Raw genomic sequence first — 15732 nt, 5'->3', positions numbered from 1 at the left:
ATCCCTCCCAGAATGTGTGAAAACACAAAAGCAGCACTGCTTGGGAGATTGGCATGTCAACAGAAGCTGAACACACCGTGGGACAGGATTGGCAGGAGGACGTATTCCGCGTGCTCAAGGCCCACGACGTCAAACACGTGGTCTTCGTACCGGATGCGGGCCACTCGGCGGCGATCCGTATGTCCTATGCAGACCCGGACATCAAAGCGGTGGTCCTCACCACCGAAGAAGAAGGCATCGGCTACCTAGCCGGCGCATGGCTGGGCGGTGAGCGCGGCGCCCTCTTGATGCAGTCCAGTGGCGTCGGCAACTGCATCAACACCCTGGCACTTCAAGTCTGTGCCGGCTTCCCCCTGCTGATGGTGGTCACCATGCGCGGCGACTGGGCCGAGTTCAACGCGTGGCAGAACCCGATGGGCCAGGCCACCGAAGCCTCCCTGAACCTGATGAAAGTGATGACCTGGCGCGCGGACGTCCCTGAAGACGTCGCCCCCCTGCTGCACGGTGCCGCGACCATGGCCTTCAACGGTGATTCGTCCACTGCCCTGCTGCTCGGTCAGCGCCTGATTGGAGAAAAGAAATGGGTCAAGTAAGCGCAAACCACACCCTGTGCCGCCGCGAAGTGGTCAAGGCCTTGCTGGCCGACCGCAAAGACGTGCTGGTCGTGACGGGTCTCGGTTCGGCGTCCTACGACGTCATGGCTGCCGGTGACAATGATCTGAATTATTACCTGTGGGCTGCCATGGGCAGCGCAATCACTGTGGGTTTGGGCCTGGCGAATGCGCAGCCAGACAAGTCGGTGGTGGTGGTCACCGGTGACGGCGAGTTGCTCATGGGCTTCGGCGCGCTGGCCACGGTGGCACTGCAAAAGCCCGCCAACCTGACCATCGCTGTGCTGGATAACGGTCACTTTGGTGAAACCGGCATGCAAGTCAGCCACGCCGGTTTTGGTATTTCCCTGGATCAGGTGGCGAAGACTTGTGGCTTCAGCTGGACCGATGAAATCCGCGACATGGAAGGCGTACATGACCTGCGCGAGCGCTTTGCGACCCGCGATGGCGTCAAGCTCGCGACGATCAAGATCAAAGCAGAAAACCCGCCACGGGTGCTGCCACCGCGCGATGGTCACTACGTCAAGAATCGCTTTCGTGCCGCCTTGGGTTTCAACCCGATCTGATTGCTCTTTGCCCGGACCCGGTCACGCAGGGCTGATGCCGTGCGTGACGCGTTGAGGAGAATAATAATGACTGACCGTAACTCTGAAGAACTCAATGCCATCCGCGAGGGCGTACGTGCTCTGTGCGCTGAATTCGATGCGGCTTACTGGCGCAAAGTCGACGAAGAAAAAGGCTTTCCGGAAACCTTCGTCAAGGCGCTGACTGACGCAGGTTGGCTGGCAGCGATGATTCCTGTCGAATATGGCGGCTCCGGCCTTGGGCTGGCCGAGGCCTCGGTGATCCTGGAGGAAGTGAACCGCTGCGGCGGCAACTCCGGCACCGTTCACGGGCAGATGTACAACATGTTCACCCTGCTGCGTCACGGCAGCGAGTCGCAGAAAAGCTACTACCTGCCGAAACTGGCCAGCGGCGAATTGCGCCTGCAATCGATGGGCGTCACCGAGCCCACCACCGGTACCGACACCACAAAGATAAAGACAACCGCCGTGCGCAAAGGTGACAAGTACGTGATCAACGGGCAGAAGGTGTGGATCTCACGCGTTCAGCATTCCGACCTGATGATCCTGCTGGCGCGGACCACGCCGTTGGCCGACGTGAAGAAGAAGTCCGAAGGCATGTCGATCTTCCTCGTCGATCTGCGTGAAGCCATCGGCAACGGCATGACCGTGCAGCCGATCGCCAACATGGTCAATCACGAAACCAACGAGTTGTTCTTCGACAACCTGGAAATCCCCGCTGACAGCCTGATTGGCGAGGAAGGTAAAGGCTTCCGCTACATCCTCGATGGACTGAATGCCGAACGCACCCTGATCGCCGCCGAGTGCATCGGTGACGGTCGTTGGTTTATCGAAAAGGCCAGTGCCTACGCTCGCGACCGCGTGGTGTTTGGGCGCCCGATCGGGCAGAACCAGGGCGTGCAATTCCCCATCGCCGAAGCGCACATCGAGATCGAAGCGGCCGACCTGATGCGCTGGCGTGCCTGCGAGGAATACGACAGCGGCCTCAACGCCGGGGCCAGCGCCAACATGGCCAAGTACCTGGCGGCGAAAGCCTCCTGGGAAGCGGCTAATGCCTGCTTGCAGACCCACGGCGGTTTCGGTTTCGCCTGCGAGTACGACGTCGAGCGCAAATTCCGCGAAACCCGCCTGTACCAGGTAGCGCCCATCTCCACCAACCTGATCCTGTCGTACGTCGCCGAACACCTGCTCGAACTGCCGCGCTCTTTCTAAAAACAAGAGAGAAAAGATCATGATCCAGTCCAACGGCATCCGTCCTCTCGATGGCATTACCGTCGTCAGCCTTGAACATGCCATTGCTGCCCCTTTCTGCACCCGACAACTGGCCGATCTGGGCGCCCGGGTGATCAAGGTCGAACGTCCGGGCACAGGTGATTTCGCTCGAGGTTATGACCAGCGCGTCAAAGGCCTGGCCTCGCACTTCGTCTGGACTAACCGCTCGAAAGAAAGCCTGACCCTCGACTTGAAGCAGGATTCGGCCACCGAGGTGCTGGACAGTTTGCTGGCCACCGCCGATGTGCTCGTGCAAAACCTCGCACCCGGTGCTGCCGCGCGAATGGGCCTGTCGTTCGAGATGCTTCATCAGCGATTTCCGCAGCTCATTGTGTGTGACATTTCAGGCTATGGCGCCGGTGGCCCCTATGAAAAGAAAAAAGCCTACGACCTGTTGATCCAGAGCGAAGGTGGATTTCTGTCGGTGACCGGTGGCTCGGGCGAAGAAGAAATGGCCAAGGCCGGTTGTTCGATCGCCGACATTGCAGCTGGCATGTATGCCTACACCGGCATCCTGTCCGCGCTGCTGTTGCGTGGGCGCACCGGTGAAGGCAGCCACCTCGATGTGTCGATGCTGGAAAGCCTGGTCGAGTGGATGAACTACCCGATGTACTACGCCTACGACGGTGCACCTCCGCCACCTCGGGCCGGTGCCGCGCACGCCACCATTTACCCCTACGGCCCCTTCCCCATCGGTGACGGCACCACCGTGATGCTGGGTTTGCAGAACGAGCGTGAATGGCAGTTGTTTTGCGACAAGGTGCTGCTCAAACCCGAACTGGCGAAAGACCAGCGCTTCTCGGCCAATTTCAAACGCGTGGAAAACCGTCAGGCGCTGCGCGAGCTGATCGTTGAATCGTTCTCCACGCTCAACTTCGATGCCGTCATTGATCGCCTCGACCACGCGCAAATCGCTAACGCTCGGGTGAACGATATGCAAGGTGTCTGGGACCATCCGCAACTTCAGGCCCGTGGTCGCTGGCGGGAAGTGGAAACCTCTGCCGGTACCGTCCCCAGCTTGATACCTCCCGGCAGCAACAGCGCGTTCGAGCCACGTATGGATGCCGTCCCGGGTCTTGGTCAACACACCGAACAGGTACTCAGGGAACTCGGGCTGGGAACGGACCGCATCGAACAAATGCGCGCAGCCGGGGCGATTTAGCCTTGATCTGAAAACAAAAAACCTGCCTGCAACGATCAAAGTTTTTCGAGAGAACACTGCCCAATGAAAATCCTGGTAGCTGTGAAACGTGTGGTCGACTACAACGTGAAAGTTCGCGTCAAGGCGGACAATTCCGGCGTCGACCTCGCCAACGTCAAGATGTCGATGAACCCGTTCTGCGAAATCGCAGTGGAAGAAGCCGTACGCCTGAAAGAGAAAGGTGTTGCGACTGAAATCGTCGTCGTCTCCATCGGCCCGTCCACCGCTCAAGAGCAACTGCGCACCGCGCTGGCGCTGGGTGCCGACCGCGCCATCCTCGTCGAATCCGCTGAAGACCTGACGTCGCTGGCCGTTGCCAAGCTGCTCAAGGCTGTTGTCGACAAGGAACAGCCTCAGCTGGTGATCCTTGGCAAACAAGCCATCGACAGCGACAACAACCAGACGGGCCAGATGCTCGCGGCATTGAGTGGCTACGGTCAGGGCACGTTCGCGTCCAAAGTCGACATCAGTGGCGACAGCGTTGCCGTGACGCGCGAAGTCGACGGCGGCGCGCAGACAGTTTCCCTGAAACTGCCGGCCATCGTCACCACCGACCTGCGTTTGAACGAGCCGCGCTACGCGTCCCTGCCGAACATCATGAAAGCCAAGAAGAAGCCTCTCGAAGTAGTGACTGCGCACGCTTTGGGCGTTTCCACCGCCTCCACCCACTCGACCGTGAAAGTCGAAGCGCCGGCTGCACGCAGCGCGGGTATCAAGGTCAAGTCGGTGGCTGAACTGGTCGAGAAACTGAAAAACGAAGCGAAGGTGATCTGAATGACGATCCTGGTTATTGCTGACTACTCAACCGACCAGCAGGACAACAAAGTGCTGGCCCAGGCCACGCTGAACACTGTGGCTGCCGCCGCCAAAATCGGTGGTGACATCCACGTGCTTGTGGCTGGCACATTCGTGGGTGCCGTGGCTGAAGCCGCGTCGAAAATCGCTGGCGTGGCGAAAGTGCTGGTGGCCGACAACGCTGCATACGCCAATCTGCTTCCCGAAAATGTCGCCCCTTTAGTCGCCAGCCTGGTGATTGAGCAGCAAACGATTTACAGCCATGTCCTGGCCTCCGCCACTTCCAACGGCAAAAACATCCTGCCGCGCGTTGCCGCTCAGCTGGACGTTGACCAGATTTCCGAGATCATCTCGGTCGAAAGCGCTGACACGTTCAAGCGCCCGATCTACGCCGGTAACGCCATCGCCACCGTTCAATCGAACGCTGCGGTCAAAGTGATCACCGTGCGTGCCACCGGTTTCGACCCGGTTTCTGCTGAAGGTGGTTCGGCGGCTGTTGAAGCCGTTGCCGCTGCTCACGATGCGGGTATTTCCAGCTTCGTCGGCGAAGAACTGGCCAAGTCCGATCGTCCGGAACTGACCGCTGCCAAGATCGTTGTTTCGGGCGGGCGCGGCATGCAGAACGGCGACAACTTCAAACACCTGTACGCCCTGGCCGACAAGCTGGGCGCTGCCGTCGGTGCTTCCCGCGCCGCGGTCGACGCCGGTTTCGTCCCCAACGACATGCAGGTCGGTCAGACCGGCAAGATCGTTGCGCCACAGCTGTACATCGCCGTCGGTATCTCCGGCGCGATCCAGCACCTGGCCGGCATGAAAGACTCCAAAGTGATCGTCGCGATCAACAAGGACGAAGAAGCGCCGATCTTCCAGGTGGCCGATTACGGCCTGGTGGCAGACCTGTTCGAAGCCATACCCGAAATGGCCGCCCTGGCCTGATCACCGACCGACAGGAGCCAAGTTTATGAACACTATCGATCTTTCAGCCTGGATTGGACGTCGCCAGGAAAGCCAGGACCGGATCAGCTTCAACCTGGTTAAACGCATTGCCGCGACATTGAGCGAAGTAGCACCGCAGCCTGGCGAACCTCTGCCGCCGCTGTGGCATTGGGCATTCTTTCAAGATCCGGTTGCGGCCAGCGAACTGGGCCCCGATGGTCACCCAGCGCTCGGCGGTTTCCTGCCGCCTGCCCATAACCGCAATCGCATGTGGGCCGGCAGCCGAATTGAGTTCTACCAGCCGTTGAAGGTGGAGGCCGACGTGTCCTGCGTATCGACGATCCTGAATGTCGAAGAAAAGCACGGGCGCACGGGTTCCTTGTTGTTTGTCACTGTACGCCATGAGTATTTCCAGGACGGCCAACGCGCCCTGCAAGATGAACAGGACATCGTCTACCGCGAACCCTCCCCACCGAAACTGAGCGGCACAGAAGCACTCCCTGAAGGCCAATGGCAGGAACAGGTCGAGCCTTCCCCGACCCTGCTGTTCCGCTACTCCGCGGTCACCTTCAATGGCCATCGAATTCACTATGACTGGCCCTACGTCACCGAGACCGAAGGCTATCCGGGGCTGGTGGTGCATGGTCCATTGATCGCCACATTGAACCTGCGCGCCTTTACCAACGCGCACCCGACCGCGTGCTTGAAGCGCTTCACCTTCCGTGGCGTCCGACCGCTGATTTCACCCCAACCCTTCGAGGTTGGTGGACGCTTGATCGATAGCGGCAAGGCGCAGGTCTGGGCTGGCAATCAGGACGGCACCGCACAGATCGGTGAAATCGAATTCAGCGAGGGAGAAACACCATGAGTCCATCGATTGTTCGTACCGCCCTGTTTGTCCCGGCTACTCGCCCGGAGCGCATCCCCAAAGCCATCGCCACCGGCGCGGACCGGGTCATTGTCGACCTGGAAGATGCCGTGCAAGAAAACCTCAAGGAACAGGCCAGGGACAATCTTGAGCGCTTCTTGAGTGAAAACCCGCAGGCTCAGATTCTGGTTCGGGTGAATGCCCCGGATCACTGGGCGCACGCTGCGGATCTGGAACTTTGCCGACGCCATGCCGGCGTGATCGGAATTTTGCTACCCAAAGCCGAAAGCGCAGCGCAAGTACTCACGGCTGCAGCCACCGAAAAGCCCATCTGGCCAATCATCGAAAGCGCCAAGGGCTTGGCTGCGCTTAATGAGATTGCCAGTGCCCAAGGCGTTGAACGCTTGTCGTTCGGTAGCCTCGATCTGGGCCTGGACTTGAACCTGACCACCGGCAGTCCTGCCGCCGAAGAAATCCTCAGCCACGCCCGCTATGCCGTATTGCTCAGCACTCGGGTGGCCGGCCTGGCCCCGGCGCTGGACGGTGTTTTTCCCTCAATCGCGGACACCACAGGCCTGCACAATACCGTCCAATTTGCCCGCGACATGGGGTTTGGTGGCGCGTTGTGCATCCATCCGAACCAGGTCGCAATCATCCATCAAGCGCTAAAACCCAGCCCTGAAGAATTGCACTGGGCGCACCGCATCATGGATGCCGCAAGCTCGGGAGAAGGTGTATTCGTAATGGATGGGCAAATGGTCGATGCGCCGGTCATTGGTCGTGCACAAGCCATTTTGTCGCACGCGAACTAGCCAGTTCTCGTGGCAATAAATGCAGCTATCGCCAGAAAAAAAATGCATTGGGCGGGTGACCAGACCTTCCCAATGCAAAACGACCTGATTAGATGTTCCTCGAATTGATTAACCCAGCGTGTTCAGGCACACCACCTTGGGTTGGGTCATTTCCTCATAGGCGAAGCGCACCCCTTCCCGGCCCAGGCTGCCGTACTTGGAGCCGCCAAACGGCATCGCATCGAAGCGGTAGTCGGAGGAGTCGTTGATCATCACACCACCGGCTTCAATTCTTCGTGCGGCGCTCATGGCCGTTGCCAGGTCATTGGTGAAGATCCCCGCATGCAAGCTGTATTCGGGCTCGTTGGCCAATGCGATGGCCTCATCGAACGTTTCGAAAAGCTGCAACACCACCACCGGCGCGAAGACTTCGGTGCGCCACAGCCGACTGCAATGATCGACGTTTTCCAATACCGTAGCGGCGTAGCACGAGCCTTGGCGCCGATGGCCGCAGAGCAATGTGGCGCCCTCTTGCAACGCGTCGTTCACTACTTGCTCGGCATTCTGCGCGGCTTGCGGGGTAATCATCGGACCGATATCTGTGTCGGCACGCATAGGGTCGCCGTTCACAAGCGCCTTGGCCTGGCTGACAAAACGCTCACGGAACGCTTCATAGATCGGCGCCTGAATCAGCAAGCGCTGAGTGCCTATGCAGTTCTGTCCCGCCGCCCAGAAGGCCCCTGACAAGCAACTCTCGACGGCGGCCTCAAGGTCGCAGTCGCCCATGACGATCACCGGCGCATTCCCGCCCAGGTCCATGGCGAGTTTCTTCAGGCCGGCCGTGCGTGCAATCTGCTCCCCGGTCAGGAAGCCGCCAGTAAAAGAGATCATCCGCACCTCACGGGCGGCCACTAAGGCCTTGCCCAGTTCCGCGCCCCCGGTCGCGACCGTGACCACCGATTCGGGCAACCCGGCCATGACCAGATACGACACCAATTTGATGGCCGACAACGGCGCCAGCTCAGACGGTTTGAGAATCACTGCGTTGCCGCCGGCAATGGCGGGGCCGAGCTTGTGCGCCACCAGATTCAGCGGATCGTTGTACGGGGTGATCGCGACAATCAGGCCCAAGGGTTCGCGGGAAAACCAGCCTTGGCGCGACTCGGAGCCCTCATAGGCGTCGAAAGGCACCACTTCCCCGGCATTACGCTTGGCCTCCTCGGCAGAAAGCTTGAGGGTGTTGACGCAGCGTTTGACTTCTTTTTCTGCCTGCTTGAGGGTCTTGCCGGCTTCGTCGACGATCAACCGGGCGAACGCCTGGGCATCACGCTCGATGTTCAATGCGGCCTGTTCGAGAATGCGTGCCCGACGATGACGCGGTAACCCGGCGCAAGCTCGTGCTCCGCTGCGCCCGGTCTCCAGCAACTGGGGCACTTGCGACGCACAGACATCCGCCACGGTCCCGATGACGCTACCGTCAAAGGGGTTAAAGACTTCGATTTGCGGCTCCACAACAGCCAGGGCCAGACGCGAAAGGTTCACAGGCATTCTCCTAGTTGTGTGCAACAGACTGATGGATGCTGATGATGTCCGACAGCAACGCAAACGCTGTTTCCATGCGCCCGGCCCCCGGCCCCGAAACCGTCACCGCACCGAGCAATTCGCAAGTAAACGACACGGCATTGGTGGCGCCGGAAATACCGGCCAGCGGATGATCGTGTTTCAACAGACGCGGTTCGACACTCGCACTGATCGCCCCGTCGGCATGACGCATGGCTGCACCGATCAGCTTCCAGCGAGCCCCGTCCTGCCGGGCTTTTTCAATGTCGCCAAGAGCGAGTGAGGAAATACCGCTGCAAGTGACATCGCTGACCTTCAGCTTGGCGTCCAGCAGTTCGTTGGCCAGGATCACTACTTTGAGGCGCACGTCATGCCCCTCGACATCCGCCGTCGGATCGGCTTCGGCGTACCCCAACTCCTGAGCTTTACTGACCGCTTCGGCAAACCCCAATCCACCTTCCATACAGGTCAGAACGAAGTTGGACGTGCCGTTGAGAATCCCCTCGAAACCGACAATCGAACTGCCTGCCAGCGACTGTTTGGCTACGCGAATAACCGGCGTGCCACTCATCACCGAACCTTCGTATTCAAAGGCGACGTTATTGCGTCGGGCCAGCGCTTTCAGCTCGGCGCCGTGCAAGGCAATGGGTCCCTTGTTAGTGGTGACTACATGTTTGCCGCGTTCCAGCGCCCAACGGCAGAACGAGGTGGCCGGCTCGCCATCCACCGGATTGGTGAAGGTGGCTTCGACGATGATGTCTGCGCCGGAGTCCTTGATCACCGCTTCGTTCAGGGCCTCTGCTGCACCACCCGGCAACTGCGCCAATGCACCTTTGACGGCCGGCAGCCTGGCCAGCAACGCGGCGTCCAGCCCTTCGCGGCCAATCACCGAACCAAGAAACAGGTCGGTCACGCCAACGATTTTCAGGGTAAAACCCAGTTCGGTTTTCCAGTTTTCGTTACGTTCGGCAATCAGCTGAGCCAATGCCCGGTTCACACCGCCGAAGCCAACCAGCGCCAGTTTGTATTCAGTCATTTTTTTTATGCCCTTGATCCGGGTGATGGGTTGTCGGGTTCTAGGTTAGGGGCGCGGCCAGGGCAGTGAAATAGGCCAATTTGCTCTATTTTGTGGGCGTTTTGACCAGCACCCAGGCAAAACGCCAGGCATAAAAAAAGCCAACACAGGTTGGCTTTTTCAAGAACGACAAAGGGGTTAGACGACGGACGACAGAACGAATGAGGTCACGGTGTTTTCCACCCCGGGCAACGCGGAGATTTCATTCCAGACTTTATGCACCCGCTCCGGACTGGCAGCGCCGACCCGCAGCATCAGATCGAACTCGCCACTCATCACATCGCACTGAATGACTTCCGGTATTGCCCGCAGGGCCTGCAGCACTTCCGCGCCGCGCATGCGGTCGTAGCGGTAGACGAAAATCACCGCATTGATGTTCGAAGAAGCTTGTCGCCCCTCCCCCGTGCGTACGGTATAGCCCTGTATTGCCCCGTCGCGCTCAAGCCGTTCAATGCGCTGGCGCACGGCATTGCGCGACAGGTTGACCTTCGCCGCCAGCTCGGCATGGGCAGCCCGGGCATTGAGCCGCAGTTCCGCGATGATGCGTTCATCGAGAGGGTCCAGAATTCGCTTCACTTGGCCTCCTGTTACCGCGCCTTTACAGCGCGCCGAGCAGCTGATGGATGGTGTCGAGGTCGTCCGGTTGAATCCGGTACAGCTGCGCCGGCCCGTGCTTCGCGACCGGGCTGTGTTGCGCCGGCGTGCTGATCCCCAGCTCGCCAAGCAGCACCGCCGATTTGGCTGGCGAGATTTCCCCCAGGGTAACCATCGGCGCCACCAGGCTTCGGCGGTACAACCTGGCCGCGAGGACGCCGGTGGCGGTATGCGGGTCGATGACGTAACCGGTGTCACGATACAGCGAGGTCATTTCCTTCAGTGTTTCCTCATCACTGACCGCGTAAGAGTCGATGATCATCCGTGCCTGCAACCAGAACTCGTTGGCGATGGTCATCTCGCCGCTGGATTCGAACGCTGCCATCAGTGCGCTAACGGCCTGATCGTCATGCCCGTAGAGCTCCCAGAGAAAACGTTCCAGGTTAGAAAAGATCGACAGGTCCATGGCCGGCGACAAGGTCTTGTTCGCTCGCAACCTGGAGTAGTGGTTCTTCAGAAACAACTGATGCAACGCGTCATTCTGGTTGGTTGCAACGATTATCTGAGTGATCGGCAAGCCCATTTTCTGCGCGATGTATCCGGCATAGACCTCGGCAAAACTCGCGGCTGGCACGCTGAAACCGATCGGACGCTGACCGCCCCCCAGTTGCAGCACGGCGTGGAAATAAAACACCAGTTGCGCCAACACACTGACCCAGTTGCTGGAGTTGAAACTGATCGCCTCGTGCCGCATGCACGGCCACTGACGGAACAGCCGGGTGACGATGGTCTGGCACTCGTCGAAGCTGCCATTGACTGCGAACTGATGAACCTTGGGATGCGCCACCGCTTGCAAATGCTGGAGCTGGTCTTGCGGTACACCGGCCTGCGGGTAAAACACCACCACGTCCGTTTCGTCGCAGTGCTTGAACGCCTCGATGGCGGCAAGTCCGGTATCGCCATTGGTGGCACCGAGCACCACCGCGCGACGCCCGCGTTTGCGCAGAAAGTATTGCACCAGCCGTGCCTGCAACTGGGCGGCAAAATCTTTCGAGGATCGGGTTGGCCCATGGAACAGCTCCAGCACCCATTCGTTACGATCGACCTGATGCAAAGGCGCCAGGGAACGATGGCTGAAGTCGCTACCAGCCTCCTTCAGCAGACGTTTGAGGTCAGCCTCAGGGATCGCCTCACCCACAAACGGACTGATCACCCGATAGGCCAATTCGTCATAGGGCAAGGTCGACCAGTTGGCAATGTCCTGTGGTTCAAACAGTGGCAGTTCGAGCGGTACGTACAGCCCACCGTCCTCGGCAATTCCAGACAACACGACCTTTTCGAAATTGACCTGCACGGCCGAATTTCGGGTACTCACATAGTGCATGGTTGGCTCCGGCCATTCATTTGAAACGATGTGCCTGCTCGACCAGCCAGGTGGAAAACTTGACCGCGTCAGGGTGCTGGTCGGCACCGGAACCGCGTACGAGGTAAAACGACTCGCTGGCTTCGATGCGCTGGTCGAAGGGTTCGACCAGTCGCCCGTCCTCAAGCATTTCATCAACCATCGAGGACCGGGCCAGGGCAATCCCCTGTCCCAACTCGGCCATGCGCAAGGTGGAAATCAGTGTGTCGAACTGCATGCCGGTCGACGAGTCGACGGTGTCCGCACCGACCATGTTCAACCAGTAACCCCAACCCTCTTCGTAACCCAGGACATGCAACAACGGGTGGTTCGCCACGTCCGCCGGCACCGTCAGCGGCGAGCTCGCCATCAGGGCTGGCGAGCAGACCGGAAACAAGGTGTCCCAAGTCAGGCGCTGCGACACCAGGCCGGGCCATTGACCATGGCCCCAGCGAATTTCCATGTCGTCCTCACCGTCCAGCTCCTTGACCCAGATGTTGCTGATGTAGCGGATGTCGACCTGTGGGTGCGCCTGGCGAAAATCCACCAGTTTGGGCGCCAGCCAGTGCACAAAAAACGCCAGGCTGCCGCGCACCTTGATCGGCCGGCGTTTGTGCTGGCCAAAAATCTCGTTGGTCCCCACCGCCAGTCGAGTGATTGCATCCTGCACAACCGGCAGATAGGCCTGTCCTTCCTCGGTCAGCCCCAAGCCACGGGGCAAGCGCTTGAACAGCGCCACCCCTAGATGGCTTTCCAATTGGCGGATCTGCTGGCTTACCGCACCCTGGGTCAAAAACAGTTCGTCTGCAGCGTGGGTGAAGTTCAGGCAACGGGCGGACACCTCGAATGCCCGCAACCAGTTCAATGGGGGTAACGTCTTTTGCTTCATGGTCTGAACCTCGTTGACACCCCCTCCACCGAGCACACTGCCCACCCCCGTCGACGGTCGCTAGAACGCATCGGACGGTTGTGCCAAGGGGGTAACCGACAAGCGTCGCTCGCGGCTTTTGCGGGTAATGTAATACACGAAATAGCACCAGGCGATGAATGGCAAACCGAAGTACAGAGCCACCCGCTGTTCAGGGTCGAAAGCAATCCCGACACACGCCAGGCTGCAGCAGACCAGCGCTCCCAGCGGCACCCACGGATACCCCCGGACGCGGAACTTAAGGTCGCGGACATCGCCGCCATTGGCCACATAGTGACGGCGGAAAGCAATCTGGCTCGCGGCGATGCTCATCCACACCACCACTACTGCCAAACCGGAGATCGACACCAGCGCCAGATAGATGGTGTTGGCGGCAAACACACTGCTGAGCAACGAGGCGGCGCCACCGGCCATGCTGACGATAATGGCGTTGAGTGGTGTGCCCATGCGGGTCAGGGCCGAGAACTGTTTGGGCAGGTGACCTTGGTCACTCAGGGTCCAGAGCATCCGTGAGGCAGCGTACAAACCGGAGTTGGCGGCCGACAACAAGGCGCTGATGATCACGAAGTTCATGATGTCTGCGGAGTACGGAATCCCGATGTAGGTGAACACGGTGACGAATGGACTCTCTACGAGCCCGGCCTGTTCACGGGGCAACAAGGTCGCCAGGACGAAAATGGTCCCCACGAAAAAGATTGCCAAGCGTAGCACTGTAGTGCGAATGGCGCGCGGCACGTTACGCTGGGGGTCCTTGGTTTCACCCGCGGCGATGCCGATCAGTTCAGTGCCGGAGAACGCAAAGGAGACCGCCAGTAACGTCATGGCAATCGGCATGAAACCGGTAGGAAAAAGCCCCTCGCGAGTGAAGTTGCTCAGCCCGATACTGTGAGCCTGATCGATATGCAGCAGACCGATAATCGCGCCACCACCGATTAGCAGAAACACCACCACGGTCACCACTTTGACCAATGACAACCAGAATTCGGTCTCAGCAAACAAGCGCACCGATATCACGTTGGTCAGAAACACCAAGCCTGCGAACAGCGCGCTCCAAATCCATACCGGTGTGTCCGGAAACCAACGCGCCATCAAAATCCCGGCGGCGGTGAATTCAGAGCCGATTGCCACAGTCCAGGTCAGCCAATACAGCCACGCCACGGTATAGCCGGTGCCGGGTCCGAGAAAACGCGTGGCATAAGTGCTGAACGAACCGGTTTCCGGCATCTGCACCGCCAATTCGCCCAAACACATCATGACCATGTAAACCATGAGTGCGCCGATGATGTAAGCGATGACCGCACCCAACGGACCGGCCTGGTTAACGGTGTACCCGGACGTGAGAAACAGCCCGGTACCAATGACGCCACCCAATGCCAACATGACAATATGGCGCGTCTGCATTTCCTGTTTAAAACCGGCACGCGTAGTGAGTTGTTCTTCTTTTATGGACATGGTTGTTCTCATGAAAGTTGTTAGGGCGCGCATTAACGTCTGCGATGAGTTACGGGGCAGAGTAAAAAAGGTCGCCACTAAGTTTTATTATTATTCCACTTCATGAACCCCTCACTAACGGCCTTGTCGTGAGGTACTAACGTTTAAACTTCAGCTTGCTGCCTCGATGCTTGTTTTGTTGTTTGCGTGCAGTGTGTTCGCCTGTGCCCGCTCATTGCGCGAACACCTGACAAAAGCGAACGCCTGCTTCAAATCGTCGAGCAGATCGTCAGTGTCTTCAATGCCGACCGAGACCCGCACCAGTCCTTCGGAGATACCCAGAGCCAGTCGTTCTTCCAGCGTGTTTTCGACATGGCTGGTGGTCCGGGCCGGGCCGTAAATGGTTTCCACTGCACCGAGATTGCCCGCGCAATGGGCGAATCGCAGACGTGGCAAGAGCACCTTGACTGTGTCCATCCCACCGACCAGAACAAAACTGACGATGGCGCCGAAGCCGGACATTTGCGTGCACGCCACCGCGTGGTTCGGATGACCAGGCAAGCCGGGATAATTGACCGACTCCACCAACGGTTCGGTGCAGAGGAAATCCGCCAGGGCACGGGCACTGCGTTGCTGTTGACGCATGCGCAGCACCAGCGTTTTCATGCCCCGGATGATCATGTAGGCCGAGAACGGGTCGAGCGTCGCACCGTTGATTTCCCGGTAATGACGAACCTTGGCCATCAAGGATTCGCTGCCGCACACCAGACCACCGAGCACATCGCCATGACCGCTGAGGAACTTGGTCGCGCTGTGGATGACCACGTCCACCCCTAACGCCAGGGGGTTCTGATTCAGCGGCGTGGCAAAGGTGTTGTCCGCCACCACCACGGCACCGACGCGCTTGGCCGCAGCCACCAGACGCTGGATATCGAGTACTTTCAGGGTCGGGTTAGTCGGCGTTTCCAGGTACACCAACTGGCAGCCTTTGGCGATTTCACGCTCGATCTCCTCATGATCGAACGTCTCGCACAAGGTCACCGCCACACCCGTACGCGGCAGGAACTCTTCGAAAATCTTGTTGGTGCCACCGTAACTGTCCTTGGTCGACACCACGCGATCGCCATTGGCCAGGAAGGTGAAAAGCACACTGCTGATCGCCGCCATGCCGCTGCTGAAGGCCACGGCGGACTCGGCCATTTCCAACTCGCGAATTTTTGCTTCGAGCGTCTCGACCGTCGGGTTGCTCATGCGGCTGTAGATAAAGCCCGGCGTCTTGCCCAACGCAACGTCGTACCAGACGTCGATGTCGTCGTAACCGTAAGCGGCGCTAAGCACGATCGGTGTTTGAGTGGCGTTGTAGGGGTGCCTGACTTGCTCCCCGCCCCAGACCGCTCGGGTCCCCGCTCCGGCGTTATCAAGCCCTGCGTTGTCAGGTTTATTGTTCATTAAGACTACTCGCACTGAGGGTGGTGAGTGTTGAGTCATTCACCAGATCTGGCGGCCAATATATTGAAAAGCGGTGCGCCCGAGAAACGATGTTATCGGTGCCAAAGGGCCGCTTTTTTTAATGGCTGTGTAGTCCTGAAACAGGTTTAGACCTTCTGATCTGTTTTTCAGGAGGAAATGATTGTTCGGCGGCTATCGCCCAATGTCGCCTGGGCCATCGTCGGGGCTGCGGACT

At 59.1% G+C, this 15732-nt stretch carries 15 protein-coding genes; 8 read left to right on the top strand and 7 right to left on the bottom strand.

The features are described 5' to 3' along the window. Positions 1-53 precede the first annotated feature (53 nt). From ABH912_RS03055 to ABH912_RS03020, 8 genes are all read left to right on the top strand, one after another. Entirely contained in the window at positions 54-593 is a 540-nt protein-coding gene (locus ABH912_RS03055; protein ID WP_003442221.1) for a thiamine pyrophosphate-binding protein, read from the top strand. Continuing rightward, positions 581-1177, top strand: a complete 597-nt coding sequence (locus ABH912_RS03050; protein WP_008146637.1) for a thiamine pyrophosphate-dependent enzyme — start codon at positions 581-583, stop codon at positions 1175-1177. Before ABH912_RS03055 ends, ABH912_RS03050 begins: the two co-directional genes overlap by 13 nt. Before the next feature lie 66 nt (positions 1178-1243). Continuing rightward, positions 1244-2407, top strand: coding sequence for an acyl-CoA dehydrogenase family protein (locus ABH912_RS03045; RefSeq protein WP_429509584.1), 1164 nt, complete (start codon positions 1244-1246; stop codon positions 2405-2407). A gap of 19 nt (positions 2408-2426) precedes the next feature. Beyond that, positions 2427-3629 (top strand): CaiB/BaiF CoA transferase family protein, encoded by a 1203-nt coding sequence (locus tag ABH912_RS03040; RefSeq protein WP_429509583.1) that lies wholly within the window; start codon positions 2427-2429, stop codon positions 3627-3629. A 63-nt stretch (positions 3630-3692) separates the two neighbouring features. Continuing rightward, the gene (locus ABH912_RS03035) at positions 3693-4442 is read left to right on the top strand and encodes an electron transfer flavoprotein subunit beta/FixA family protein (RefSeq protein WP_033061955.1); all 750 of its coding nucleotides are present in this window, start codon (positions 3693-3695) and stop codon (positions 4440-4442) included. Beyond that, positions 4443-5399, top strand: coding sequence for an electron transfer flavoprotein subunit alpha/FixB family protein (locus ABH912_RS03030; RefSeq protein WP_429509582.1), 957 nt, complete (start codon positions 4443-4445; stop codon positions 5397-5399). It begins immediately after the preceding gene. Positions 5400-5424: 25 nt separating this feature from the next. Beyond that, positions 5425-6267, top strand: a complete 843-nt coding sequence (locus tag ABH912_RS03025) for an FAS1-like dehydratase domain-containing protein (RefSeq protein WP_429509581.1) — start codon at positions 5425-5427, stop codon at positions 6265-6267. Beyond that, the gene (locus tag ABH912_RS03020; RefSeq protein WP_429509580.1) at positions 6264-7079 is read left to right on the top strand and encodes an HpcH/HpaI aldolase/citrate lyase family protein; all 816 of its coding nucleotides are present in this window, start codon (positions 6264-6266) and stop codon (positions 7077-7079) included. The genes ABH912_RS03025 and ABH912_RS03020 overlap by 4 nt, the downstream gene beginning before the upstream one ends. Before the next feature lie 108 nt (positions 7080-7187). Here the strand turns inward: ABH912_RS03020 and ABH912_RS03015 are convergent, their stop codons facing one another. The 7 genes from ABH912_RS03015 to ABH912_RS02985 form a co-directional block, all read right to left on the bottom strand. After that, positions 7188-8600, bottom strand: a complete 1413-nt coding sequence (locus ABH912_RS03015) for an aldehyde dehydrogenase family protein (protein ID WP_429509579.1) — start codon at positions 8598-8600, stop codon at positions 7188-7190. Positions 8601-8610: 10 nt separating this feature from the next. Next, the gene (locus ABH912_RS03010; protein ID WP_429509578.1) at positions 8611-9654 is read right to left on the bottom strand and encodes a homoserine dehydrogenase; all 1044 of its coding nucleotides are present in this window, start codon (positions 9652-9654) and stop codon (positions 8611-8613) included. Positions 9655-9831: 177 nt separating this feature from the next. Next, positions 9832-10269 (bottom strand): Lrp/AsnC family transcriptional regulator, encoded by a 438-nt coding sequence (locus ABH912_RS03005; RefSeq protein ID WP_046053060.1) that lies wholly within the window; start codon positions 10267-10269, stop codon positions 9832-9834. A gap of 22 nt (positions 10270-10291) precedes the next feature. Next, positions 10292-11671: a threonine synthase gene (gene thrC, locus ABH912_RS03000; protein WP_429509577.1), complete on the bottom strand. Its 1380-nt coding sequence runs from the start codon at positions 11669-11671 to the stop codon at positions 10292-10294. Positions 11672-11687: 16 nt separating this feature from the next. Next, positions 11688-12578 carry a LysR substrate-binding domain-containing protein gene (locus ABH912_RS02995; protein ID WP_033060806.1) on the bottom strand — a complete coding sequence of 297 codons (891 nt, stop codon included), beginning with the start codon at positions 12576-12578 and terminating at the stop codon, positions 11688-11690. A gap of 60 nt (positions 12579-12638) precedes the next feature. Further along, complete coding sequence (locus tag ABH912_RS02990; RefSeq protein ID WP_033060804.1) at positions 12639-14069, bottom strand: amino acid permease; 1431 nt, start codon at positions 14067-14069, stop codon at positions 12639-12641. A 150-nt stretch (positions 14070-14219) separates the two neighbouring features. Next, positions 14220-15497 carry a cystathionine gamma-synthase family protein gene (locus ABH912_RS02985; RefSeq protein WP_429509576.1) on the bottom strand — a complete coding sequence of 426 codons (1278 nt, stop codon included), beginning with the start codon at positions 15495-15497 and terminating at the stop codon, positions 14220-14222. Between the last annotated feature and the right edge of the window lie 235 nt (positions 15498-15732).

This window comes from Pseudomonas sp. BT76 TE3572, from assembly GCF_050435365.1.
In the GTDB taxonomy this organism is placed as follows: Bacteria; Pseudomonadota; Gammaproteobacteria; order Pseudomonadales; family Pseudomonadaceae; genus Aquipseudomonas; species Aquipseudomonas fluorescens_W.
Note: the sequence above shows the minus strand (reverse complement) of the source record. Positions and strands in the feature narration are given on the sequence as shown.